20 protein-coding genes and 1 pseudogene are annotated in these 23,842 nt (G+C 71.4%); 5 read left to right on the top strand and 16 right to left on the bottom strand.

Translation table 11 applies throughout. The features are described from left to right. Positions 1–13 precede the first annotated feature (13 nt). Positions 14–808, bottom strand: coding sequence for an SDR family oxidoreductase (locus AC4BEG_RS01625; RefSeq protein WP_490707334.1), 795 nt, complete (start codon positions 806–808; stop codon positions 14–16). A 268-nt stretch (positions 809–1,076) separates the two neighbouring features. Here AC4BEG_RS01625 and AC4BEG_RS01620 point away from each other — a divergent pair, with 268 nt between their 5' ends. Continuing rightward, complete coding sequence (locus tag AC4BEG_RS01620) at positions 1,077–2,948, top strand: glycoside hydrolase family 15 protein (protein WP_490704102.1); 1,872 nt, start codon at positions 1,077–1,079, stop codon at positions 2,946–2,948. Next, positions 2,945–3,451 carry a hypothetical protein gene (locus AC4BEG_RS01615; RefSeq protein WP_490704101.1) on the top strand — a complete coding sequence of 169 codons (507 nt, stop codon included), beginning with the start codon at positions 2,945–2,947 and terminating at the stop codon, positions 3,449–3,451. Before AC4BEG_RS01620 ends, AC4BEG_RS01615 begins: the two co-directional genes overlap by 4 nt. 40 nt (positions 3,452–3,491) lie before the next feature. On the opposite strand, the gene AC4BEG_RS01610 is transcribed toward AC4BEG_RS01615, so the two are convergent. From AC4BEG_RS01610 to AC4BEG_RS01545, 14 genes are all read right to left on the bottom strand, one after another. Then, entirely contained in the window at positions 3,492–4,298 is an 807-nt protein-coding gene (locus tag AC4BEG_RS01610) for a SigB/SigF/SigG family RNA polymerase sigma factor (protein WP_490707333.1), read from the bottom strand. Positions 4,299–4,571: 273 nt separating this feature from the next. After that, positions 4,572–5,492, bottom strand: a complete 921-nt coding sequence (locus AC4BEG_RS01605; RefSeq protein ID WP_490707332.1) for an AEC family transporter — start codon at positions 5,490–5,492, stop codon at positions 4,572–4,574. A gap of 175 nt (positions 5,493–5,667) precedes the next feature. After that, positions 5,668–7,983: a glycoside hydrolase family 3 N-terminal domain-containing protein gene (locus AC4BEG_RS01600; protein WP_490704100.1), complete on the bottom strand. Its 2,316-nt coding sequence runs from the start codon at positions 7,981–7,983 to the stop codon at positions 5,668–5,670. 232 nt (positions 7,984–8,215) lie between these two features. After that, on the bottom strand, positions 8,216–8,968 hold the full coding sequence (locus tag AC4BEG_RS01595) for a maleate cis-trans isomerase family protein (protein WP_490704099.1): 753 nt from the start codon (positions 8,966–8,968) through the stop codon (positions 8,216–8,218). 64 nt (positions 8,969–9,032) lie between these two features. Continuing rightward, complete coding sequence (locus tag AC4BEG_RS01590; protein ID WP_490704098.1) at positions 9,033–9,515, bottom strand: MarR family winged helix-turn-helix transcriptional regulator; 483 nt, start codon at positions 9,513–9,515, stop codon at positions 9,033–9,035. 73 nt (positions 9,516–9,588) lie between these two features. Beyond that, positions 9,589–10,431: an alpha/beta fold hydrolase gene (locus AC4BEG_RS01585; protein ID WP_490704097.1), complete on the bottom strand. Its 843-nt coding sequence runs from the start codon at positions 10,429–10,431 to the stop codon at positions 9,589–9,591. Between the two features lie 23 nt (positions 10,432–10,454). After that, positions 10,455–11,129, bottom strand: a complete 675-nt coding sequence (locus tag AC4BEG_RS01580; RefSeq protein WP_490704096.1) for an isochorismatase family protein — start codon at positions 11,127–11,129, stop codon at positions 10,455–10,457. After that, positions 11,126–11,821: an SRPBCC family protein gene (locus AC4BEG_RS01575; RefSeq protein WP_490704095.1), complete on the bottom strand. Its 696-nt coding sequence runs from the start codon at positions 11,819–11,821 to the stop codon at positions 11,126–11,128. The genes AC4BEG_RS01580 and AC4BEG_RS01575 overlap by 4 nt, the downstream gene beginning before the upstream one ends. Continuing rightward, the gene (locus tag AC4BEG_RS01570) at positions 11,822–12,319 is read right to left on the bottom strand and encodes a (2Fe-2S)-binding protein (RefSeq protein WP_490704094.1); all 498 of its coding nucleotides are present in this window, start codon (positions 12,317–12,319) and stop codon (positions 11,822–11,824) included. After that, positions 12,316–14,658 carry a xanthine dehydrogenase family protein molybdopterin-binding subunit gene (locus AC4BEG_RS01565; protein ID WP_490707331.1) on the bottom strand — a complete coding sequence of 781 codons (2,343 nt, stop codon included), beginning with the start codon at positions 14,656–14,658 and terminating at the stop codon, positions 12,316–12,318. Before AC4BEG_RS01565 ends, AC4BEG_RS01570 begins: the two co-directional genes overlap by 4 nt. 68 nt (positions 14,659–14,726) lie before the next feature. After that, the gene (locus AC4BEG_RS01560) at positions 14,727–15,590 is read right to left on the bottom strand and encodes an FAD binding domain-containing protein (protein WP_490704093.1); all 864 of its coding nucleotides are present in this window, start codon (positions 15,588–15,590) and stop codon (positions 14,727–14,729) included. A 34-nt stretch (positions 15,591–15,624) separates the two neighbouring features. Further along, a complete protein-coding gene (locus tag AC4BEG_RS01555; RefSeq protein ID WP_490704092.1) occupies positions 15,625–17,025 on the bottom strand; it encodes an MFS transporter in 1,401 nt (466 codons plus the stop codon). Between the two features lie 85 nt (positions 17,026–17,110). Continuing rightward, positions 17,111–18,382, bottom strand: coding sequence for an FAD-dependent monooxygenase (locus AC4BEG_RS01550; protein WP_490704091.1), 1,272 nt, complete (start codon positions 18,380–18,382; stop codon positions 17,111–17,113). A gap of 76 nt (positions 18,383–18,458) precedes the next feature. After that, positions 18,459–19,490, bottom strand: a complete 1,032-nt coding sequence (locus AC4BEG_RS01545; protein WP_490704090.1) for a 2,5-dihydroxypyridine 5,6-dioxygenase NicX family protein — start codon at positions 19,488–19,490, stop codon at positions 18,459–18,461. A 469-nt stretch (positions 19,491–19,959) separates the two neighbouring features. Here AC4BEG_RS01545 and AC4BEG_RS01540 point away from each other — a divergent pair, with 469 nt between their 5' ends. After that, positions 19,960–20,724, top strand: coding sequence for a YoaK family protein (locus AC4BEG_RS01540; protein ID WP_490704089.1), 765 nt, complete (start codon positions 19,960–19,962; stop codon positions 20,722–20,724). A gap of 14 nt (positions 20,725–20,738) precedes the next feature. Here the strand turns inward: AC4BEG_RS01540 and AC4BEG_RS01535 are convergent, their stop codons facing one another. After that, entirely contained in the window at positions 20,739–21,767 is a 1,029-nt protein-coding gene (locus AC4BEG_RS01535) for an Lrp/AsnC family transcriptional regulator (protein WP_490704088.1), read from the bottom strand. A 136-nt stretch (positions 21,768–21,903) separates the two neighbouring features. On the opposite strand from AC4BEG_RS01535, the gene AC4BEG_RS01530 reads away from it, so the two are divergent. Beyond that, positions 21,904–23,322, top strand: coding sequence for an MFS transporter (locus tag AC4BEG_RS01530; RefSeq protein ID WP_490704087.1), 1,419 nt, complete (start codon positions 21,904–21,906; stop codon positions 23,320–23,322). 107 nt (positions 23,323–23,429) lie between these two features. Continuing rightward, positions 23,430–23,755: pseudogene (locus AC4BEG_RS01525) on the top strand (FAD-dependent oxidoreductase); the annotation flags it as partial. Between the last annotated feature and the right edge of the window lie 87 nt (positions 23,756–23,842).

Raw genomic sequence — 23,842 nt, 5'->3', positions numbered from 1 at the left:
CGGTGGTGTTCCGTCAGCCGCCCGTCGCGAAACCCGGGAAAAGGGTCATCCCGCCGTCCACGTAGAGGGTGGTGCCCACGACGTAGTCGCACAGGTCCGAGGCGAGCAACACCACCGCGTTGGCGATGTCGTCCGGGACGCCGACCCGTCCGTAGGGGATGAGGGCCAGCAGATCGGTCAGCGCCTCCGGGGTCTCCCACGCGTCGCGGTTGATGGGGGTCTTGATGGCACCGGGCGCCACCGCGTTCACCCGGATCCGCTGTGGGGCGAGCTCCTGGGCCAGGGTCTGCATCATCATCGACACACCCCCCTTCGACGCCGTGTAGTTCACATGTCCGGCCCACGGGATGATCTGGTGGACCGAGCTCATACAGACGATCTTCCCGGCCGCGCGTGACACCTCCGGCACCACCCCGCGCCGCAGAAACTCCTTGATCGCCTCCCGGGCGCAGAGGAACTGGCCGGTGAGATTGACCTCCAGGACCTGTCGCCACTCCGCCAGCGTCATCTCCACCGTCGCGGCGTCCCGCTGGAGCCCGGCGTTCGGCACCAGGATGTCGATGGTGCCGAACCGGTCGACCATGGTTTTGACCATGTCGACCACCTGGTCCTCCTGGGACACATCCGCCTGGTGGGCGTAGCCCCGCACGCCCTGGCCCTCGATCTCCTTGACCACCGCCTCGGCCGAGGGGCGGTCGGTGACGTAGTTGACGACCACATCGGCGCCCGCGCGGCCCAGGGCGAGCGCCGTGGCCTTGCCGATACCCGAGTTGGCCCCGGTCACCAGGGCCTTCTGGCCGGTGAGCAGCGGTGGCAGCGGGAGCGGACGGAGCTGGTCGGCACTGGCGTTCACTGGCTCTCCTTCGCGGTGACGTCCCGGTAGGCGCAATGACCCTCGCAGTCCCGGAAGGCGTCGTCACTCCCGACGGAGCCACGGTCACCCACTGGGCCGATGCACATCGTTCCAGCGGCGCAACGCGGGGTGAGCGCCGGTCGGCGCGCGGGACCGGGCACGCGGTGCGACGATAGTGCGTGAGCTGAGCTCAGGAGGGCGCATCCGGTGGGAGGACCCCACGATGGACACCTATCCGAACATCAGTGACCACGGCCTCATCGGAGATCTCCAGACCGCGGCGCTGGTGGCCACCGACGGCACGATCGACTGGTTCTGCGGTCCACGGTTCGACTCCCCGAGCATCTTCGCCGCCCTGCTCGACCAGCGGCGCGGTGGACACTTCCGGGTCACCCCCGGACGTCCGGACTACATCACCAAACAGCTCTATCTCCCGGACACCGCCATTCTCATCACCCGGTTCATGACCCCGGACGGGGTCGGCGAGGTGTACGACTTCATGCCGGTGGCCCCGGGCCCCGCCACCGACCGCCACCGGCTGGTCCGGCTGATCCGTGTGGTGCGCGGCCGGATGCGGTTCGACCTGGACTGCCGCCCCCGGCCGGGCTACGGACGCGAACGCCACAGCCTGGAGATCCACGACGAGGGAGCCGTCTTCCACGGCGACACGGTCGACATCACCCTGCACCCCGCCGGTGAACGGTTCGGAGAGCACGCCGAGATCCACGCCACTGAGGGGGACGTCCGAGCCACCCTCGACCTGGCCGCGGGCCAGACCGCGGGCGTCGTCCTGGACACCGCGGAGGCGGGCCACGCGGTCGCCCCCCGGCGGGTGCCCGAGGAGGAGGCGGTGCGGATGCTGGACACCACCACCCGCTTCTGGCGCCGCTGGACCCGCGGCTCGCGCTACACCGGACGCTGGCGGGAGACGGTGGCCCGGTCCGCCATCACCCTCAAGCTGATGACCTACGCCCCCACCGGCGCCCTGGTGGCCGCCCCGACCGCGGCGCTCCCCGAACAGATCGGCGGGGAGCGCAACTGGGACTACCGCTACACCTGGATCAGGGACGCCTCGTTCTCCGTCTACGCCCTGCTCGGGCTGGGCCTCACCGCCGAGGCCGAGGCGTTCGTCACCTGGCTGCGCGACCGCGTGGTGGAGCAGGCGGGCGACGGTTCGGGACCGTTGAAGATCATGTACCGGGTGGACGGCAGCTCCGACCTCGTGGAGGAGACCCTCGACCACTTCGAGGGCTACCGCGGCTCCGCCCCGGTCCGGATCGGCAACGGCGCCGCCGACCAGCTCCAACTGGACATCTACGGCGAGATGATGGACTCGCTCTTCCACGCCGACACCCACGGGATCACCATCGGCCACCGCGGCTGGGCCGAGATGTCCCGGGTTGTCGACTGGCTCTGCGACCACTGGGACCGCGCCGAGGAAGGCATCTGGGAGACCCGCGGCGGCCGCCAGGACTTCACCTACGGCCGCATGATGTCCTGGGTCGCCCTGGACCGCGCCGTGCGGCTCGCCGAGAGCCGTGGCCGCCCCAGCCACCAGAGCATGTGGCGGATCACCCGGGACTCCGTCTACCAGCAGGTCATGGACCGCGGCTGGAACCGGGATCGCAAGGCGTTCATCCAGCACTACGGCTCGCCCGTGCTCGATGCCTCACTGCTGCTGATGCCGCTCATCGGCTTTGTCGAACCCCGCGATCCCATGTGGCTGTCCACCCTCGACGCGATGGACCAGGAACTGGTGTCCGACAGCCTCGTCTACCGGTACGACCCCGCCGCCTCACCCGACGGGCTGAAGGGCTCGGAGGGCACCTTCTCCATGTGCACCTTCTGGTACGTGGACGCGCTCGCCCGCTCCGGACGGCTGGAGTACGCCCGGCTGACGTTCGAGAAGATGCTCACCTACACCAACCACCTGGGCCTGTTCTCCGAGGAGATCGGGCTCACCGGTGAGCAACTGGGCAACTTCCCTCAGGCGTTCAGCCATCTCGCCCTGGTCAACGCCGCCGTCAACCTCGACTACCAGCTCGACCACGGCTCCGGATGGGTGGGACCCGTCCTGGGCCTGAGCACCGCATGAACACCGCCGCCCAGCACGTCCGCACCGCGCCCGCGCACTCCCGCGACTACTCCGGCGCGGTCTACGGTGCGCTGCTCGCCGCCTCCGTGGTGGCCGGGACCGGAACCCCCGGTCCCTATCCCCGGGTCCAGCTGGTCGCGCTGCTGCTCATCACCGGGCTGGTGTTCTGGGCGGCGCATGTCTACGCCCGGCTCGCGGGTCAGCGGCTGGGCCAACGGCCGCTGAACGGACGGGAGGTGCGCCGGGTCGCCCTCCATGAGTGGCCCATCGTGCAGGCCGCCGTACCACCCGCCGTCGCCGTGGCCATCAGCCCGCTGCTGGGGCTGGGCCTGGAGGGGGCGTCCTGGCTGGCGCTCGGTGTCGCGGTGGCCGAACAGGTCGGCTGGGCGAGCGTGGCCGTACGGCGCGCCGGGGCCTCCCTGCGGCTGACGCTGGTGGCCGGGGCGGGCAATCTGCTGCTCGGCCTGGTCATCGTGACCGCCAAGGCGACGCTGACCCACTAGGACTTGTCCTGGGCGCCGTCATCCGGGGCGCGGACGGTGCCTAGACCGTCCCGGCGAGCGCCTGGTCGCGCAGGGTCGAGCAGGTGTGGTGGAGCAGCCGGGAGACATGCATCTGGGAGATGCCCAGTTGCTCGGCGATCCGGCTCTGCGTCATATCGCAGAAGAACCGCAGGTAGAGGATCTGCCGCTGCCGGTCGGGCAGCCGGGTCAGCCCCGGGCGTACGGCCTCGCGGTCCACCACCCGGTCGTACGCGGGCTCCTGGGCGCCGAGCGTGTCCACCAGGGAGTAGCCGTCGTCCGCGCCCGTCAGCTGTGCGTCCAGGGACAGCGGGGTGAAGCTGCCCAGGGCCTCCATCCCGGTGCGCACCTCCTTCTCGGTGAGGCCGGTGCGCGCGGCGATTTCGTCGGTGCGCGGCGGGCGGTCGTCGAGGGAGTGGGAGAGTTCGCGGTGTGCGGCCCGTACCCGGTTGCGCAGGTCCTGGACCCGGCGCGGGACGTGCAGAACCCACAGGTGGTCCCGGAAGTGGCGCTTGATCTCCCCGACGATGGTGGGCACCGCGAACCCCGCGAAGGCCGTGCCGTGTTCGGGGTCGTAGCGCTTGACGGCCTTCACCAGACCGAGCGCGGCCACCTGTTGGAGGTCCTCCAGGCACTCGCCGCGATTGCGGTACTGGCGGGCCAGCCGCTCGGCCATCGGCATCCACGCCTCCACGACCCGCTGCCGCAGCGCCTCCTTCCCGGGCCCGTCGGGCAGACGGGCGATCTCCTCGAATTCCGCACGGGTGTCAGGTGCGTCGTCGTGCGAGTGCTTCGTGGAGAGGGTCTGGACGGTCTGGGGCCGTGCCATGTTCTGCTGCGCTGCGGTCGTCACGGAACACACCTCCTGCGATGACTGACGGGGCTGCCGGGACCGAAGGGGACCCGCATCGCGGAAGCGTGCGCAGGACAGGTGGGGGCCGCGTCCTGCGGGATGGCAGTCACACTGCTCCCGCGGCGCGTGCCTCCGGTCCGAAGCACGAGATACCGCCTGCCCTGGCGGCCTGGGGGTAAACCACCGATTCTCCGGGCACGCGCGGGCAGTTGCCACGGGCCCCTGCGGCGGCGCGGACGCGCCCCGGTCTCACCCCAGCAGGGCCGTCACCGTTATCAGGACGGGCGCCGCGAGGAGCGTGGACAGCAGGATCGACTCACGGGCCAGCACGGTGCCCGTCTGGTAGCGCGTGGCATAGGTGAAGAGGTTCTGTGCCGCCGGAAGCGCGGAGGTGACGACGGCCGCGAAGAGCGCGGGCCCGCCGAGTCCGAACACTCCGGCCGCGATGGCCCACGCCACCACCGGCTGGGCGAACGACTTCAGCGCCACCGACAGCAGCACCGGCCCGCGCTCCGCGCCCCTGCCGGGCAGCGCGGTGCCCGGCAGGGAGAGGCCGAAGGCCAGCAGGACGGCGGGCACGGCCATCCCGCCCAGCAGGGACAGCGGTTCCAGCACCGGCCCCGGGATCCGCCACCCGGTCGCCGACACCGCGACACCGCACAGTGAGCCGACGACGATGGGGTTGCGGAACGGCGTGGTCAGCCGGCGCACGAGCGAGGGGCGCACATCGGGGCGGCTGAGGTCGATGACGGTGAGCGCGATCGGTGCCATGACGAGTTGCTGGAAGAGCAGTACGGGAGCGATCACCCCGGCGTCGCCGAGGACGTACATGGCGATGGGGATGCCGAGGTTGCCCGCGTTCACATAGCTGGCGCACAGCGCGCCGATCGTGGTGCGCCCGACGCTCCACCCGCGTAAGGCGCCGACGGCCACGAACACCCCGGCGACCACACAGGTGCTCAGGGCGGTGACGAGCAGGGGAGTGGAGACCACGACGGAGAGGTCGGCCCGGGAGAGTGTGGTGAACAGCAGCGCGGGGGACGCCACATCGAAGGACAGCCGGGTGAGCACCTCCCGGCCGTGGCCGCCCAGGGAGCCGCGTCGGCCGAGCACATAGCCGGTGACGACGATGCTCGCGATGACACCGAAGCCCGTGATCACACCGCCCACGACACCCCCGCCGGACGGGGAGCGGGCCAACGGGGGCAGGGTGCGGCGGCGGTCATGGAGGTGGTCTCCGTCGGACGAGGCGGTCAGCATGCACCCTACAACTAGGCCCTGTCCGGGAGGGACAGCGCGCCGGGGCCGGTGCGGAACCGCCCCGGCGCACACCGAGCGGAATACCTCAGACGATGGTGAGGGTCCGCTCGCCCCTGGCCAGGGAGCTGTTGCCCGCGTAGAGCCGGATCTCGCCCTTCTCCACCACGAACGTCCCCGCGGGGTCATGGGTCCAGAAACCCAGGTGTTCCGCGCTCAGCCGGAAGCGCACGGTGGTGGACTTCCCGGCGTCGAGGGTGACCCGGCGGAAACCGCAGAGCCTGCGCACCGGTTGCACGATGCTCGCCACCGGATCGCGCAGATAGAGCTGGACGACCTCATCGCCGGTGCGCCGCCCGGTGTTGCGCACCGTCACCGCCACGTCGACGGTGTCGCCCTTGCGCAGCGCGTCGGCCCCGATCCGGGTCACCGACAGCCTGGGTTCGCCGATGTTGAAGGTGGTGTAGCTCAGCCCGAATCCGAAGGCGAACTGCGGGCCGTCGGGCAGATCGAGGTACTTGGAGGTGTACTTGTTGTCCGGGTCGTAGGGGCGGCCGGTGTTCTCGTGGTTGTAGTAGATCGGCACCTGGCCGACCGCGCGCGGAAAGGACACCGGCAGCTTGCCACCGGGGTTGACCTTGCCGAACAGCACATCCGCGATGGCGTGTCCGCCCTCGAGTCCTGGATGCCATGCCTCCAGGACGGCGGGGGCCGACTCCAGCCAGCCGCCGACCGTCAGCGGACGCCCGTTGACCAGCACCACCACAAACGGCTTGCCGGTCCCGGCGATGGCCTCGATCAGCTTCTCCTGTGCGCCGGGCAGGCTGATGTCACTGCGCGCGCTCGCCTCGCCGCTGAGCGCGGACGCCTCTCCGACCACCACGACGGTCGCCTCGGCGGCCCTGGCCGCGGCCACCGCCGTGGCGATGCCACCGGTGTCCTCGCCGCCGGCGTCCACCCCCTTGGCGTAGCTCACCTCGGCCTTCGGCACGGCGTCCTTGACCGCGTCGAGGACCGTGACCGCGGGGAACGACTCGCCCCAGGGACCGGCCCAGGTACCGAGGAGGTCGGTGGAGTCGCCGAACGGGCCGACCACCGCGAGGGAACGGGCCGATGTGCTCAAGGGGAGCGCCGACTTCTCGTTCCGGAGCAGTACCATGCACCGCGCGGCCGTCTCGCGGGCGGCGGAGCGGGCATCCTTGCCGGGCTTGCTGATGGCCGCGTCCTCGTCCACATAGGGGTGGTTGAAGAGGTCCAGCCGGAACTTCAGCCGCAGGACGCGCGCCACCGCGTCGTCCAGCCGCTCGGCGGAGATCTTCCCCTCCTTCAGCAGCCGTTTGCCGTGGTCGACGAGGTTGGTGCTGACCATCTCCATGTCGACACCGGCGCCCAGTGCCAGCCGCGCCGCGTCGGCGCCGTCGGCGGCGAAGCCGTGGGCGATCATTTCCTGAACGCCGGTGTAGTCGCTGACGACAAAGCCGTCGAAGTCCCACTCCCGCTTGAGGATGTCGGTGAGGGTGTGGGTGTTGCCGTGGGCCGGCACTCCGCTGATGGTGTTGAAGCTCGCCATGACGGTGGCGATCCCGGCCTTCACGGCCGCCCGGAACGGCCCGAGGTAGTGATTGCGCAGCCGTGCCTCGGACACGTCCACGGTGTTGTAGTCGCGGCCGCCCTCGGCGCCCCCGTAGGCCACGAAGTGCTTGGCGCATGCCGCGAGCCGGTCCTTGGCGGCCAGGTCGCGGCCCTGGTAGGCGCGGGTCTTGGCCGCCGCGAACGCGGCCGTGAGATACGGGTCCTCGCCGTTGCCCTCGGCGATGCGCCCCCAGCGCGGCTCGTGGGTGACGTCCATCATCGGGGAGAAGGTCCAGTGCACCCCGTTGGAACGGGCCTCCTTGGCGGACACCTCGGCGTCCCGCTCGGCCACCGCGGGGTCGAACGCGGCCCCCTGGGCGAGGGGGATCGGGAAGGTGGTCCAGAAGCCGTGGATCACATCGAGCCCGAAGAGCAGCGGGATACCGAGGCGGGACTCCTCGACCGCGATCCGCTGGAGGGCGTTGGTGTACTTCGCCCCGTAGATGTTGAGCACGGATCCGAGCCTGCCCTTGCGGGCCGCCTCCTCCGCGGCCTCGGTCTGGCCCCCGCCGGGGCCGGTGTTCCCGGCCCAGGTCAACTGCTGGAGCTGGCCGAGCTTCTCCTCGACCGTCATCCGCCCCAGCAGGGCCTGGACCTTGGCCTCATCAGGGCCCGTGCGGGATGTGCCGTGGGGGCCGGAGCCCAATGGCTTCGGCTGGAGGACCTTCGCGCCGGGGGATTCACCGGCGCGGGCGGTGCCGGTCGCGGCCCCGCCCGCGACAGCCGTACCACCGACCGCTGTGAGCACCGTACGTCTACGCACACCATTCATGGCCTTCGCCCCTTGAAGAGCAGTGAGTGCTGTCGACGGGTGGATCTTCAAAAGTTGAATCGAAGTTACGGACCCGATGAGGGAGCGTCAAGGGCCGGCGCGACGGCGGTTCATGATGGCGTTGATCGTTCCCATGGCCGGTTCCGACCGGGCCACGGCACACACGCGGCCCGGTCCGATATGCGCTGTGCCTCCGGGACGGCCAGTGCGCGCAGCGCGTCGGTGGCGGTGCTCATAGGGCGCCGCTGAGCAGCCGCCCCGCGTCCGGTACCACCGTCGGCAGACCGAGCGCGTCGAGCACCTGGAAGGTGGTGGCGGTCGCGGCCGACAGCACCGGCAGTCCGGCCTCGTCCTCGACCGCCTGGATCGCCGCGAGGGACGGCATCTGCACACACGCCGACAGCACCAGCGCGTCCGCGCCGTCCAGCCGCAGCCGCTTCCAGTGCTGGCGCAGATCCGCCGGATCGAGCCGGGCGACCGCCAGGTTGTCGGACACCTCCAGGCTCAGCGCGTCGACCACCTCGACCCCCGCGGCCTCGATGCATCCGGCCACCAGACAGGTCAGCTGCTTCATGTACGGGGTCACGATGGCCACCCGTCGGGCGCCGAGCGCCGCGATCCCGCTGAGCAGGGCGCCCGCGCTGGAGACCACCGGCGCCTTCGCCCCCTGGCCGTCGAGGACCGCGGCGATCTCCGCCTCCGCCACTTCGTGATGGCCGGGCCCCTGCGCCATCAGGGCCACCAGACAGGCCGAGGCGACCACATCGGGCCGGGCGTCGGCCAGTTCGAGGGCGGCCCGCTCCGTCTGCGCGTTCATCTCCCGCAGCTGCTCGGGCGTGACATGCCGCATCCGCATCCGGCTGCTGTGGAACACAAAGCGGTCCTCGGGGGCCACGCGCTCGCGGGCGCGCAGCATCCGCGGCAGCTCGGTCTCCATCGTCAGGTTCGAGCTGGGCACGATCAGCCCTATGTGATGATCCGGCATGGGGTCCTCCACAGAATTCGTAACGGGGGAGCCGTCACACCCCATGCCGTGGTGGCGAGCGGTGTTACGGCTCCTCGGTCAGCCCCTCCCAGTGATCGGCGAGGGACGTCAGCAGGTGCATGAGTTCTTCGCGCCGCTCCGGTCCGTACTGCTCCATCAGCCGCTCGTCGAGGGCGCGGGCGCGTTCATTGGCCGCCCGGAGGGTCCGTTCGCCCTCCTCCGTCAGAAAGAGCAGCTTGCGGCGGGCGTCCTCGGCGGCGGTCCGCCGGGTGAGCAGCCCCCGGTTCTCCAGCCGCCGGGCCACATCCGCCATGGTCGAGGTGTCCAGGGCCACCGCCGACGCCATCGACCGCTGGTCGCGGCCCGGCGCCGCGTCCACCGCCGTGAGCACCGCGAACTGCGGACCGGTCAGCGTCGGGTCGACCGCGCGCACCCACACCGCCAGATACGCCTGGTACAGACGGCGGACCTGATAGCCGGGGGCGGCGGTCAGGGCGGCGGGAGCTATCGGCGAAGAGGACCCGGCAGGTGTGGTTTCGTCAGACATGACCTCACTCAATCACGGCTGGTGATCCGGCTCCGACCCGTGTCGCGTTCTTCTCCCGGCGCGTACCGCGCCCTCACGCCAGCATGGGGCGCAGAGCCTCGCGGACGGCCGTGATCGCGGCGGCCGGGCTGTCCCAGAACACCATGTGGCCCGCTCCGGGAACCGCCGTCAGACGCGCCGGAGGATTCATCCGGGCGGCCTCCTCCACGTCCCTCGCCGTGACCACGGGGCTCTCCGCGCCGTGGAGCAGCGCCGTGGGACCGGGCACCGAGGGCCACCAGTCGAAGAAGTCCTCGGTCTCGAAACCGCGGTGGGTGGCGGCGATCGCCTCCCGGGCGCAGCTCGACAGCCAGCGGGCCCGCAGCTCCTGCTCCCGCCGCGGCCACCGCGGCCAGGCACGGGCCACCTCGTCCGCGTCGGTGCCGCGCAGCGCCTGGTCCAGCTGGCCGAGGAAGGTCTCCAGAGTCGTCGGATACGGCCCCCGGCCCGGCCCGCTCATCGGTGGATCCACCAGGACGGTGCCCCGGAGCGCCACCTTGCCGCGGGCCGCGACCACCGCCGCGATCCGCGCGCCCATGGAGTGGCCGAGCAGCAGCGGACGGTCAAGGCCCAGCCCGAGCGCCACCGCCTCGGTGTCCTCGGCGTACTCCTCCAGGCCGTACCCGCCGCCCGCGTCGGACAGCCCCCGCCCGCGGACGTCGACCACCAACGGGCGTACCGTGCCCATGAGTTCACGGGCGACGAAGTCCATGGTGATGGCGGGTGAGGTGATTCCGGGCAGCACGATCAGCGGCACCCCCGAACCGCCGTAGTCGAGCACATGCAGCCGCGTCCGGCCGGAGCGGACCCACCGCCCGGTGGCGGGCACATCGGCCAGATCGGCGAGGGCGGACTGAAGCACGGACCGTTCGGGCACGGGCACCTCCTGGGGACGGCCGGTCACGAAACCGGGGCGGGACGGGCGGCGGGCAGCCGGCCGAGATAGCCGGTGGCCTCCGCGAGATCGATGACATCGCCGTACTTGGCCTGGATGTCGAAGAGAGCGGCGTCGTGCGGACCGGCCGCGCGGTCCCCGGCACACTCGCGGGGCACCAGCACATCGAAGCCGGACTGCACCGCGTCGACCGCGGTGGCCCGGACGCAGCCGCTCGTGGTCGCCCCGCACACCAGGACGGTGTCGCGGCCCAGACCGGTCAGCATCGCGGCGAGCGAGGTGCCGAAGAACGCCGAGGCGCCCTTCTTCACCACCAGGTGATCCCCCTCCCGCCGCGGCAGCCGGGGGTCGAGCGCCACCGCGCCACTGCCCTCCGTCATCGCCCGCATCCCCGGTGCCTTGCGCAGCCAGGCGACCGCGTCTCCGGCGGCCTCCGCCGGAGAGTAGGCGATGGCGGTGAAGAACACCGGCACGGCGGCCGGACGGGCCGCCTCGATCAGCGCCGAGGTGGCGGCCACCGTCTCCGTCAGATCGGCCCCCGTGGGGAAGGTGTCCTCGGTGAAGCCACGGGTGAGATCCACGACCACCACGGCGGGGCGGCTGCCGCGGCGCACGGACGCGCCGAATCCGGCCCGCTCGTAGGTGCGGTCGGTCTCCTCGCCGTAGGTGCTTGCGCTCATCGGATCCTCCCCGCCGCGCGCAACTGCTTCTCCTGGGTGGTCAGCCGTCCCAGCAGCCAGCCCTCGAACAGGCCGAAGGCGAACGCCGCGGCCAGCGGCCCGTACTTGGCGAGCACCGGACCGACGATCAGCGACAGCCCGTCGAGCTCGGCGTCCGCGGCGGGCGCGGGCGGATGGGACACGGGGGCGGACGCGGCGGTGCCGGACGTGGCGGCGGGGGCCGGGGCCCCCGGTGCGGCGGCGGCCCGGTCCTGGTCCAGCAGCCCGCCCAGATTCTGTGCGAACTGCTGGAGGATCCGGTCGGAGACCGCCCCGATCGCGCCCTTGCCGAACTGGGCGATCTTGCCGCGGATGACGAGGTCGGTGGAGATGTCCAGCCGGGCCCCCTCGGCGGCCTGCGCCACTTCCAGGGTGACTTCGGCCTCCGCGTCGCCATTGCCGTGCTCGTCCGCGCCCTGCGCCTGCACCCGCAGCCGACGCCGCTCGGTGTCGACCTCCAGGAAGCGGACCGTGCCCGCGTAGGCGGCCGTGATGGGGCCGACCCTGACCTTCACCCGGCCGTGCCAGGTGTCGCCGTCACGGCCGTCGAGGGTGGCGCCCGGCATACAGGAGGCGACCCGCTCCACGTCGTTGACGAGGGCGAACACCGCCTCCGGCGGCGCCGCGACCGGGACCGTGTTGGACAGCTGCATCTACATCTCCTTCCGGCGCCGGGCGGCGCAGTCGTCGATCGCCTCGACGATGGTCTGATAGCCGGTGCAACGGCACAGATTGGATGCCACGACCTCGCGGATCTCCTCCTTGGTCGCCTCCGGACGCTCGGCGAGAAAACCCTCGGCGAGCATCAGGAATCCGGGGGTGCAGAAACCGCACTGCAACCCGTGGTGTTGGGTGAACGCCCTTTGCAGATCGTTGAGTTCGCCTTGGTCGTCCAGGGATTCGACCGTGCGGATCTGGGCTCCCTCGGCCTGGGCGGCGAACATCAGACAGGCGCGGGCCGGGCGTCCGTCGACCAGGACGGTGCAGGCGCCGCAGATGCCGTGTTCGCATCCGACGTGGGTGCCGGTCAGCAGCAGATCGTGGCGGAGGGCGTCGACGAGGGTGCGGCGCGGCTCGATCAGCAGCTCATGGCGCTCGCCGTTGACGTCGAGCGTGATGAGCTGCCGCTCCCGCGGGGCGGTGTCGGTCATGAGGTGTGCTCCACGGTCCGGCCGAAGGCGCGCTGTACGGTCTCCGGGGTGATGGGGGTGGTGTCGAGTTCGGTTCCGGTGGACCGCAGGGCGTCGTTGACCGCGTTGAGTACGGCCGCGGGCGCCCCGATCGTGCCGCCCTCGCCGGTGCCCTTGGCCCCGGTCTCGGTGAAGGCGCACGGTGTCTCGAGATGGCGGATCAGCACATCCGGGATCTCGTATGCGGTGGGGACCTTGTAGTCCATGAAACTGGTGGCCGACGGCTCGCCCTGCTCGTCATAGGTGATCTGCTCGAACAGGGCGCCCGCGATGCCCTGGGCGATACCGCCGCGGCACTGGCCCTCGACCACCTGGGGGTTGATCGCCACCCCGCAGTCCTCGACGCACACATACGCCAGGATCTCCACCTGCCCGGTGCCCGGATGCAGCTCCACCACCACCCCGTGGGTGGAGTTGGAGAACGTGCCGTCGTTGAACACATCGAAGGTGGCGGTGGCGGACAGCCCCGGCTCCACATCCTTCGGCAGCAGATGCGCCTTGAGATAGGCGATGTCCGCCAGTTCCTCGAACCCCAGGATCTCGCCCGCTCCGTCCCGTCTGCGGACCCCGCCGGACACCAGCTCCACCGCGTCGGGGGACAGCTCCCAGCGGGCCGCGGCGATCCGGCACAGCTTCTCGCCCAGCTTGGCCGCGGCCAGCCGGACCGCGCTGCCGCCCACCGCGATGGACCGGGAGGCGAAGGTGCCCCAGCCGTAGGTGATGCGGTCGGTGTCGCCCTGGTGGATCCGGACCTTGGCGATGTCCAGACCGAGTTCGTCGGCCACGATCTGGGCCATCGTGGTCTCGTGGCTCTGCCCGTGGCTCATCGTCCCGGTGGTCACCACCACCGCGCCACTGGTGTCCATCCGGATCTCGGATATGTCGAAGCCCGGGACCACCTCCATCTTGCGCTGGGCGAAGGCCGCGGAGCCATAGCCGGTGCGCTCGCTGAAACACGTGTAGCCGATGCCGAGATGGCGTCCTTCGGCCGCCGCCTCCTCCCGGGCCGTGTACCAGCCCTCGTCCTTGACCACCTGCTCGCACAGGTCCAGCGACTCCTGGTAGGAGCCGGGGTCGTAGGTGATGCCGTTGACGCCCGTGTAGGGGAAGTCGGTGATGACGTTGCGCCGCCGGATCTCCACCGGGTCCATCCCCAGCTCCCGGGCGGCGCGCTCGAAGAGCCGCTCCACCACCATCACATACTGCGGTCGGCTGACCCCGCGGTACGGCGCGGTCGGCGCCTTGTTGGTGGTCACCGCCCGACCGCGCACCCGGTACGCGGGGACCTTGTACACCCCGGGCATCTCGGCGGAGGCCATCAGCGGCTCGATCCCGGCGGTGAACGGATAGCACGAGTACGCGCCCATGTCGCACACGATGTCGGCGTCCAGCGCGAGGATCCGGCCGTCCGCGTCGAAGGCCGCCCGCGCGTCGTAGTGCTGCTCCCGGGCGAGGAACGACGCCGTCAGGGCGTCCTTGCGGTCCTCGATCCACTTGACCGGGCGGCGCAGGCGCAGCGCGGCCGCCGCCACCGCGATCTCCTCGCGTCCCACCACGCACTTGAGGCCGAAGCCACCGCCCATGTCGGGGACGACCACCCGCACCGCCCGCTCGTCCAGCCGCAGACAGCGCGCGGCCACCGTGCGGACCTGGTGCGGCACCTGGGTGCAGGTGTGCAGCAGCAGTTGGTCCTCCTTGGCGTCCCAGCTCGCCACCGCGCCCCGGGTCTCCAGCGGCAGCGCGTTCTGCCGTCCGGTCCTGGCCCGCACCCGCACCACGTGCGGGGCGCTGTCGAAGACGGCGTCGATCCCCTCGGTGGCGAACATCGACACATCCAGCAGGGTGTTGTGCGGTGCCTCGTCATGGACCAGGGCTGCGCCGGGGGTGAGGGCCCGTTCGGCCGAGACCACCGGCGGGCGGGGCTCGTAGGACACCTTCGCCGCCTCCAGGCCGTCCTCCGCGGCGTACGCGTCGCGGGCCACCACGACGGCCAGTGGCTCGCCGACGAAGCGGACCCGGTCCCGGGCCAACACCGGCATGGCGGTGGCGACGAATTCGGAGGCCGGACGCCCCAGCCGGGCCGTGATGTCACCGAGCTCCAGGTCCTCGGCGGTGAACGCGGCCACCACACCGGGGACATCGCGCACCGCCGACAGATCGATCCCGGTGACGGTCGCGTGGGCGACGGTGGCACGGACGAACTGTGCGTGCAGCATCCCCGGCAACTGGATGTCATCGGTGAACCGGCCGCGGCCGGTGAGCAGCCGGGGATCCTCCCGGCGGCCGACCGAGGAGCCGATCCACGCTCCGCCCGGGGCGGGTGCCCGGCCGTGCCCCGTGGCCCGCCGCTGTGCGTCAGTGGTGTCGTTCACCGGGAAACCGCCTCCTCGCAGGCGCGCCGGACCAGTTCGCGGATGAGGGCCGTGCGGTAGGCGGGGTCGCCGTTCGCGTCGCCCGGGGGATCGGCCGCCGCCGCGGCGGCCTCGGCACACGCGGTGAACAGCTCCGGACCGGCGGGGCCGCCACGGGCCAGTACCGCTTCCGCCTCCGGGGACCGCACCGGCAGCGGCGCGACACCGCCCAGCGCCACCCGGCCACCGTGCACCGCGCCGTCCCGCAGGTCGAGCGCCACCACGGTGGACACGATCGCGAAGTCCCCGCGCCGCTCGGCGAATTCGGTGAGCGCCGCGTACGGTGCCGGACGGGGGAAGACCACCTCGACCAGCAGTTCATCCGGGTCGAGTGCGGTGGTGTAGTAGCCCTGGAAGAAGTCGGCGGCCGGGATCCGGCGCTCACCGCGCGGCCCCAGGGCTACCATCTCGGCGTCCAGCGCCACCGCGAGCAGACACCACTCGGCGGTGGCGTCGGCGTGTGCGATGCTGCCGCCGACGGTGCCGCGGGTGCGGATCGGCAGATGGCCCACCCACTCCATCGCCGCCCGCAGCACCGCGAACCCGCTGCCGAGCCGCTCGTCGGACGCGGTCTCCACCGTGTGATGGGTGGTCAGCGCCCCGATGTGCAGGGCCCCGTCGGGGCCCGTGCGCAGATGGTCGAGCTCCTTCAAGCCGCCGACGTCGACCAGATGGCGGGGCCGGGCGAGCCGGAAGTTCATCATCGCGACCAGACTCTGGCCACCCGCGATGACCTTCGACTCATCACCGAGCTCGCTCAGCAGCCGGGTGGCGCCGACGGCGTCACGGGCCCGGTGGTAGACGAACGGGGCGGGCTTCATCTCTCTCCTGTCGTGTCGTGGGGTCCCTCGCCGGTCAGGCGCGGACCGCCTTCCCAGGGGCCGGCCGCACCGGGGCGGCGGTCGCCTCACCGGTCTCGTCCAGCGCCCGTCCACGGGTCTCCGGGGCGGCCACGGCCATCCACACCATCGCGGCCAGGACGGCCAGTCCCAGTACTCCGAAGGTCAGCGGCAGTCCGAGCACGGGCCACATCAGCGAGCCGAACAGCAGCGGCGCGAAGCCGGTGAGCACCCGGCTGACCGAGGAGGCCCAGCCGAAGCCACTCGCCCGCAGCGGGGTCGGGTACAGCTCGGATACATAGGCGTACATGGCGGGGATGGTCAGCTGCATCAGGAAGCCGAACACCGCGATGGCGACCAGAGGCGCCGTCGGCATCTTCATCACCAGCGCGAACGCTACAAGCGCCAGCGTGGCCAGCGGCGCGGTGACACCGATGAGCCATTTGCGGCCGACGATGTCCACCAGGACGGTCGAGACCAGTACCCCCACGATGCCGACTCCGCTCATCAGCGTGGTGCCGAAGAAGGCGGCGGTGTCGCCCTGGCCCTCCTGCTTGAGGATGGTCGGCATCCAGCTCAGCGCCGCGTAGTAGACCAGCATCACGGTGGCGAACACCAGCCAGGCGGCCGAGGTGATCCGCGGGCTGAACCGCCAGACGCCCCGCAGCTGTTCGACGGCGGCGGCCAGTCCCCGGGCCCGGTCGTCGCGCTCGGCGGGGGACGGGATCACATACGGCTCCACGGTCGCGCCGGTCCGGGCCACCAGGTCGTCGATGACCTCCCGCGCCTCGGCCTCCCGGCCCTTCTCGGCGAGGTAGACGGGCGACTCGGGGATACCGCGCCGCACCCAGAACAGCAGCAGGGCGGGCAGCGTCATGGTGGCCAGCATCCAGCGCCAGTTGCCGTCCAGCGGCAGCATCGCGGTGGAGACCAGCCCGCACAGCGTGACCCCGACCGGCCACCACACATCGAGCGCGGTGAGCACCCGCCCCCGGTACTTCCTCGGTGAGAACTCGCCCACCAGCGCGTAGTCCACCGGGATACAGCCGCCCAGGCCGACCCCCGCGAGGAAGCGGAGCGCCAGGAAGAGCCAGTAGGTGGGGGAGAACGCGGCCAGCACCGAGAACACCGCGAAGATCAGCAATGTGACGCTGAACGCCCGCTTGCGCCCGATCCGGTCCGCGATCGCGCCCCAGACGATGGCGCCGACGGCCATGCCGACGAGGTTGGCGGTGGCCACCAGCCCGCTCTGGGAGAGCGAGAGGCCGAACTCCTTGCCCAGCAGCGGCATCAGAAAGCCGTTGAGGGCGATGTCATAGGCGTCGAACAGATAGCCGAGGCCACCGATGATGAATATCTTGCCCTGGACTCCCCATCTCCAGGGGAGTTCCTGAACGATCTGACTTCCCGTCTTCACGTGTGCTCCATGGTGTCGTTCGAGTTGAGCACGTGCCGCACCATGGCGGACGTGATCCGGACGCGGACCGCGGTGGGCGGCCGGTTCAGCGGGCGAACTGGTAGGAGAAGGCCCCCAGATCGGGGTCGTTGAGCGGAGTGCCGCCCCACAGCCAGTCGTAGGAGAGATCGGACTCCCCGTCGAAGCCGCGGCGCAGCTTCTCGTCCCGGGCCCGCTGTTCCGGCCCGTCGGGGAGGTGGTAGAGGGTCTTGTTGCGCAGCGACGCCTCCTGGACCATGCCGGCGTGCTTGGCCCGCCGGTCGGCGTAGCGGCGCAGCGCCGCGGTGGCGCCGTCGGCGGTGACCGCGCCCAGTTCCTCGGCCAGCACCGCGGCGTCCTCCATGGCCTGCGAGGCGCCCTGAGCCTGGTAGGGGAGCATGGCGTGGCAGGCGTCACCGAGCAGGGCCACCCGGCCATCGGTCCACACCGGGTCCCGGCGGCGGTAGTACAGGGCGAAGCAGGTGACATCGTCCTTGGCCTTGGACAGCATGGCCGGGACCCGGTCGTCCCAGCCGGGGAAGGCGTCCACCAGCTCCCTGGCGGAGGAGGCCGCGGTCCAGCGCTCGGCCACTTCCTCGGTGCATGGCACACACGCCACGACGTTGAGGTATTCGCCACCGCGGATCATGTAGTGCACCAGATGCCGGTCCGGGCCGTACCAGATGGTGCTCTGGAAGCGGTCCACCAGCCAGCGGGTCGCCGGATCGGCGGCGATCAACTCACCCGGGATCAGGGTGCGGAAGGCCATCTCGCCGGAGAACACCAGGGTGTCCGGCGCGCCCATCAGATCGCGCACCCGGGACCGCACCCCGTCCGCGCCGATCAGCACGTCCGAGGGGAACCGTCGGCCGTCCTCGGTGATGGCCACCGGCCGCCGCGGATCGGTGGTGTCAAGACCGGACACCTGGCTGTCCGTGTGCAGCGCCACCACCGGGCCGGGGCCCGCTGGGTCCACACAGGCGTCCATGATGACCCGGTGCAGATCGGCCCGGTGGTAGTGCCAGTACGGGGCGTTGTACCCGCTGGTGCAGCGCTCGCCCAGCGGGGTCAGCCCGATAACACTGCCGTCCTGCCACCGCCGCCGCACCTGGTCCAGGGGCTCGGTGTGAATGGCCTCCAGTTGACGCCGCAGGCCCAGCCCCAGCAGCACCCGGCTGGCGTTGGGCGCGGTCTGGATGCCCGCGCCGACCTCGCCGAGCTCGGGCGCCTGCTCCAGTACGGTGACCCGCAGCCCGCGGTGGCGCAGTGCGAGCGCCGCGGTGAGCCCCCCGAGCCCGCCGCCCACGATGGTGACTTCGTACGACTGAGTGGACGCCACTTCTCCTCCAGCTTCCGAATGCGGTCCGTTCGGCCACGGTCACGGCCACGGACGCGGTGCGATGCGTATATGCGGGTCAGCGATCCTGGAGGGCGCCGTCCACCACGACGTCGGTGCCGTCGACGGAGACCGTGCAGCCGCGCATGGCGATGTCCAGGTGGGCGTAGGATTCGCGGCCCAGGACCGGATGCGGGCCGGTGGACCACAGGAAGTTGCCCGCGAACGCCCGGGCGTCCATACCCATCAGATCGCCCTTGCCGTACATGGCGGTGGCGAACCAGTCGGCGGTGCGCATCAGGCCCCAGCCCATGTGCGACAGGCTGCGCGCCCACTGGTCCTGTGCGTCGTCGAAGAAGGTGGTGAGCAGTTCGGCCTCGGCGCCACCGGACACCTTCGCGATGTGCCCGCCCTCGACCTGGAGGGTGACGGGGTCCCGGACGTACTCCTTGAACGGCAGCAGGATGTCTCCGGGGGCCAGCACGATCCGGCCGTCGGAGATCTCCGGCCAGCAGAGCACCATGGTGCTGGGCCAGTGGTCCCAGCGGCCCGGATCGTCGGCGAACCCACACTGGAACTCGGGCTTGGCGCCACTCAGCCGGACGGTCAGATCGGTGCCCGCGGCGGAGGTGACCCGCATGACCTCCGACCGCTCCAGCAGTCCGACCCCCTCGAGGACCTCGTCCTTGTCCTCGGGGCGCGGCAGATTGCGGATGAGCACGTCGGGGGCGTCGCAGACGAAGATGATGCGAGTACCGGCCCGGAGGATCTCCTGCTGGACGGGGGCGTGGATAAAGCCCTCCTGGGTGAGGTCGACCACCAGATCGGCCGACTTCAGCAGGTCCTGCGCGGTGGTGTCGGTGAGCACGGAGGTCAGACCGGGCCCGGCGCCGGTGTGGGTGCTGGGCATGGGGGCGGGGCTGCCGCCGGGGACCGTGGCGGCGATGACATGGGCGCCGCACGCCTTCGCGGCGCCGAAGGCGGCCGCGACGTAGTCGCCGCGGCTCGCGGGCTCCGCGAGGACGACCACATGCTCCCCTTCGCGGAGCTTGCACAGCTCCAGCTCACGGGTGAAGGCGTCGAGGAGGTCGACGGAGGAAAGATCGAACACGGGGGTCCCTCCAAGGACTGATGGGTGGTACCAGACAGCGCCGGGGCGGCTGTCCCGGTCGGTGCGGGAGGTAGGGGCCGCGGAGCGCGAGGGAGGAGGATTCCGGGAAAGAGCGAGGAGGATTCCGGGAAGTGGGCAGGAGGATTCCGGGAAAGGGGGGATGGACGGGCAGAGGCAGCGAGTCGATATGTCAGCACACCGACATATCGGCCGGACAGACCGGACTCGACCCGTGGTACCGGGTCTGAGCAGCGGTTTCGCAAGGGCCGTCGGGGCCCGATGGAGATAATCCGAACACGTACGATCTGGGTTTGGCAAGGGGTCGTACCTGGAGTCGGTGCCGTTATTTCCTGAGTGGCCATCAGCTTCGGGGGGTTTCCCGAGGTCGTCTCAGGGTCTGTGGAGGGGTGTCTTCCGCTGTTTCCCGTCCGGTGGCGGGGGCACCCGCCGTGCGGCCGGAGGAGTGCCGATGGCAGATGCGACCGAGGGGATGTCCACACCGGGCGGACGGCCGGGCGGAAGGCCGGGCGGAGGGTTGGGCGGACGGCGCCGGGGCCGGGCCCACAGGGCGGGCGGACTGACCGCCGCGGTGGCGCTGACGGTGGCCACCGGCGCGATGGACGCGATCAGCTTCCTGGCGCTGGGCGGTGTGTTCACCAGCGTCATGACCGCGAATCTCTCCCTGCTCGGCCTCTCGACCGGCGCCCGTGATCCGTATCTGGCCCGGGACGCCGCGGTGGCGCTGTGCGGCTATGTCATCGGCGCGCTGATGAGCGGCCGGATCGTCCGGGGCCGCCGTACGGCCGTGCGAGCCCGCTGGGCACTCGCGGTGGAACTGCTGGCCCTCGGTGTGCTGTGGGTGGTGTGGGACGCCGCCGGGGGCCACCCCGCGGGCGGCCGTCAGCTGGGGCTGCTCGCGGTGGCCGCACTGGCCATGGGCGGCCAGAGCGGGCTGGTGCGCGCCGTCTGCCCGCCCGGGTTCTCCACCACCTATCTCACCGGTGTCCTCACCGCACTACTGGTCGAGGCGGCCCGCAACCGCCGGGTGCGGTGGACGGACCTGTCGCTGCTGGCGGCCCTGGTCGCGGGCGCGGCCTGCGGTGGACTGTTGGTGGCCCATGCCGCATGGGCCGCGCCTGCCCTGCCCACCGGGCTGGTCGCGCTGGTCCTGCTGGCCTCCCTCACCTCGCTGGCCAGGGACGCCGACGGCAGGCTCTGGCCCCGACCGGCCTGATCCGCCGCGGCGTCCTACCGCGGGAGCGGCGCTCCGGCGCGCTTGACGGTACGGATGACCGGTGCCGTCTCCAGGGCGCGGATGGCGTCCAGTGAGGCGATCCGCTCGGTGAGATAGCGCGAAAGATGCAGCGTGTCACGGCAGTTGACGGCCGCCAGGAGATTGGTCGGGCCGGTGGTCATGGCCACCAGGGATACTTCGGGGTGCTCGGCCATCGCCGACGCCACGGCGGTCAGCCGCGAGGGCCGCACCGACATCCACAACCGCGCCTCGGCCCGGAAACCCAGCGCGGCGGGCGGGATGTCGACCAGGAAGGCCAGCACCCCGTACCTGCGCAGCACGGTGAGCCTGCGGCGCACGGTGGAGTCTGACCAGCCTGTGGCGGCGGCCAGTTCCGCGTAGCTCGCCCGGCCGTCGCGCGCCAGTACGGCGAAGAGCGCCTGGTCACCCTCGCCCAGCACCGGCGGCTCCTCGGGCTCGGTGGCCCCGGCCGTGTTTCCGGTGGCGTTTCCGGTGGCATCTCCGATGGCGCTCGGGTCCGGGGTCGGGGTGAGCAGTGCGATCTGCTCCGCGGTGAGCCGGTCCGGCCCCGCCCAACTGCTGGGCAGTGCGTACTGGCCGAGCAGCAGATGGGCGGAGACCGAGGTGATACGGCCGGTGCGGGGCAGCTTGTGCAGCAGCAGCGCGTCGCTCTCATCGCCGGATCGGGTCTGCGCGGAACACGAGATCTCCGTGCCGCCCGACAGCAGATGGACGTAGGAGGTGTCGGAGCGGGCGGCGAGCGCCGTGGCCAGCGCAACCGCCGCGTCCGGGGTGCACCGCAACCGGATGGTCCAGGCGCTGTAGCCGAGCCGGGAGCCGTTCAGGGTGCCCACCACCCGCAGAATCCCGGCCGAGCGCAGCCGTCGGTACCGGCGGGCCACGGTGTTTTCCGAGACTCCGAGCGCCTCCCCGAGGGTGCGCAGCGGGGCGCGGCCGTCGATCCGCAGCGCATGCACCAGGCGATGGTCGGTCTCATCAAGCTTGACGGTATTCGATGACATCGCGGCTCAGCCTGCCAGTATCCGTCACCGTTTGCCATCTGGCTGGTGGTACCGGGCGGGCAGGGCGGAATGTGTGGGTGTTCCCGCGCTCTTCGCGCTTCCGCCTTCCGTCTTCCGTCTTCCGCAAGGACCTCAGATGCGCATGTGGTGGCCCCTGGTGGCCGTTTGCCTCGGCACCTTCCTGTTCCTGCTCGACACGACCGTCCTGACCGTCGCCCTCCCGGACATCGGCGGCGATCTGTCCGCCTCACTGTCCGGACTCCAGTGGGTGGCGAACATCTACACCCTCGTCCTCGCCGTCCTGATGCTCACCATGGGTGCGCTCACCGACCGGTTCGGCGCCCGCACCGTGTACATCGCCGGGCTCGCCGTCTTCGGACTCGCCTCGATGGGCTGTGGTCTGGCCCCCACCACCGGGGTGCTGATCGCCGCGCGCGGACTCCAGGGTGTCGGTGGCGCGGCCATAGCGGTGACCACCTTCGCGCTCATCGGCTCCGTCTACCGCGGCCCGGACATGGGCCGGGCGATGGGCGTGTTCGGCGCGGTGACCGGACTGGGGGCGGCGGCCGGGCCGATGGCGGGTGGTGTGCTCACCCAGTGGCTGAGCTGGCGGGCGGCCTTCTTCGTCAACGTCCCGCTGGTTCTGCTCACCCTCGCGCTGACCACGCGGCTCCCCGCCCCCGAGCGGCGTCCGGCTCCGGAGCGCCGCGCGGCGGCCGCACGGCTCGATCTGCCCGGAACGGCGGCCTTCGCGCTGTGCGCCGGATCGCTCACCTACGCGCTGACCACGGCGGGCGAGGCGCATCGCTCCCCGGCCGCGGTGGCGCTCTGGGCGGCGCTTGCCGCGTTCGGTCTCGCCGCCTTCGTACACGCCGAACGGCGTTGTCCCGCACCGCTGTTGGACATCCGGCTCTTCACTCGCGCCGCCTTCTCCGCCGTGGTGATGTGCGTGGTGGCCTCGACCGCCGCCTTCGCCGCGCTCGTCTACACCTCGGTGTGGCTTCAGTCGGGGCTCGGCCTCGGCCCGGTGCGCGCCGGTCTGGCCCTGATGCCGCTCGCCCTGGCGTCCTTCGCCACCTCACTGCTCAGCGGACGTGCGCTGCACGGCAGGTCGCCACGTGCCGTGCTCGGCACCGGTCTGCTGCTCAGCGGGGTCGGCTGTGCGCTCCAGTCCGGGCTGGACGCCGGGTCCTCGGCCGGGTCGGTGACCCTCGGCCTGGCCGTCACCGGTGTCGGCGTCGGGCTGATGGGCCCGGCGATGGGCGCCGCTGTGTTCGCGGCGCTGCCGCCCGAGCGCGGCGGGATGGCGGCCGGGGCCATGACCACCTTCCGGCAGCTGGGGCAGACGCTGGGCGTCGCGGCGTTCGGGGTGCTGTTCCGGCAGGGTGCCACTCCGGCGCAGGGGCTGGACCGGGTGCTGATGGCCGCGGCGGCGGCCGGGCTCGCCGGTGCGGTGCTGGCGTACGTCTTCGTGCCGACAGCGGCGCCCAAGGGCGGGGCCACCGAGGGCCGGTCGCGCCGGGGCCAGGACCGCACAATGGACGTGGCCCCATGAGTGTCCCGTCAAGTCCCTTGAGTCCACGAGAAGTTGGGTAGATGCCGCCCTTCCGGGCCGGTGTTCCCGGTGTCAGACTCCGTGCGTGACCGACTTTGACATGCTTTGTGATCGGGTCCGGCCCCGGCGGCCAGAAAGCTGCCCTCGCAGCTGCCGAACTGGGTCGCCGGGTGGCGGTCATCGACCGTCCGGACCGGGTGGGCGGGGTCGTGGCCGTGACCGATCCCGAGGGCTGGGAACAGCTGCGCGGCCTGGCCGTCACCTTCCGCTTCGGGGGGACGGTCGCCGCGGTCGAGCGGCATCCGCGCGGGCCCTGGCCGTCCTGGAGAGCGGGAAGAAGATCCCCGCCGAGGCGGTGATGTACTCCGCGGGCTGCCAGGGACTCACCGATGGGCTCGATCTGGAGCGGGCCGGTCTGACGGCCGACCGGCGGGCCGGATCATCGACCACCTGCGGGAGTGACCGCGTCGCCCGGCGATCCCGCCCGGCCCGGTCCATGGATCAAGCCTGGAAAATACCT

The organism is Streptomyces sp. JLBJ103, from assembly GCF_058215575.1.
This window is presented reverse-complemented; position numbering and strand designations above follow the sequence as displayed.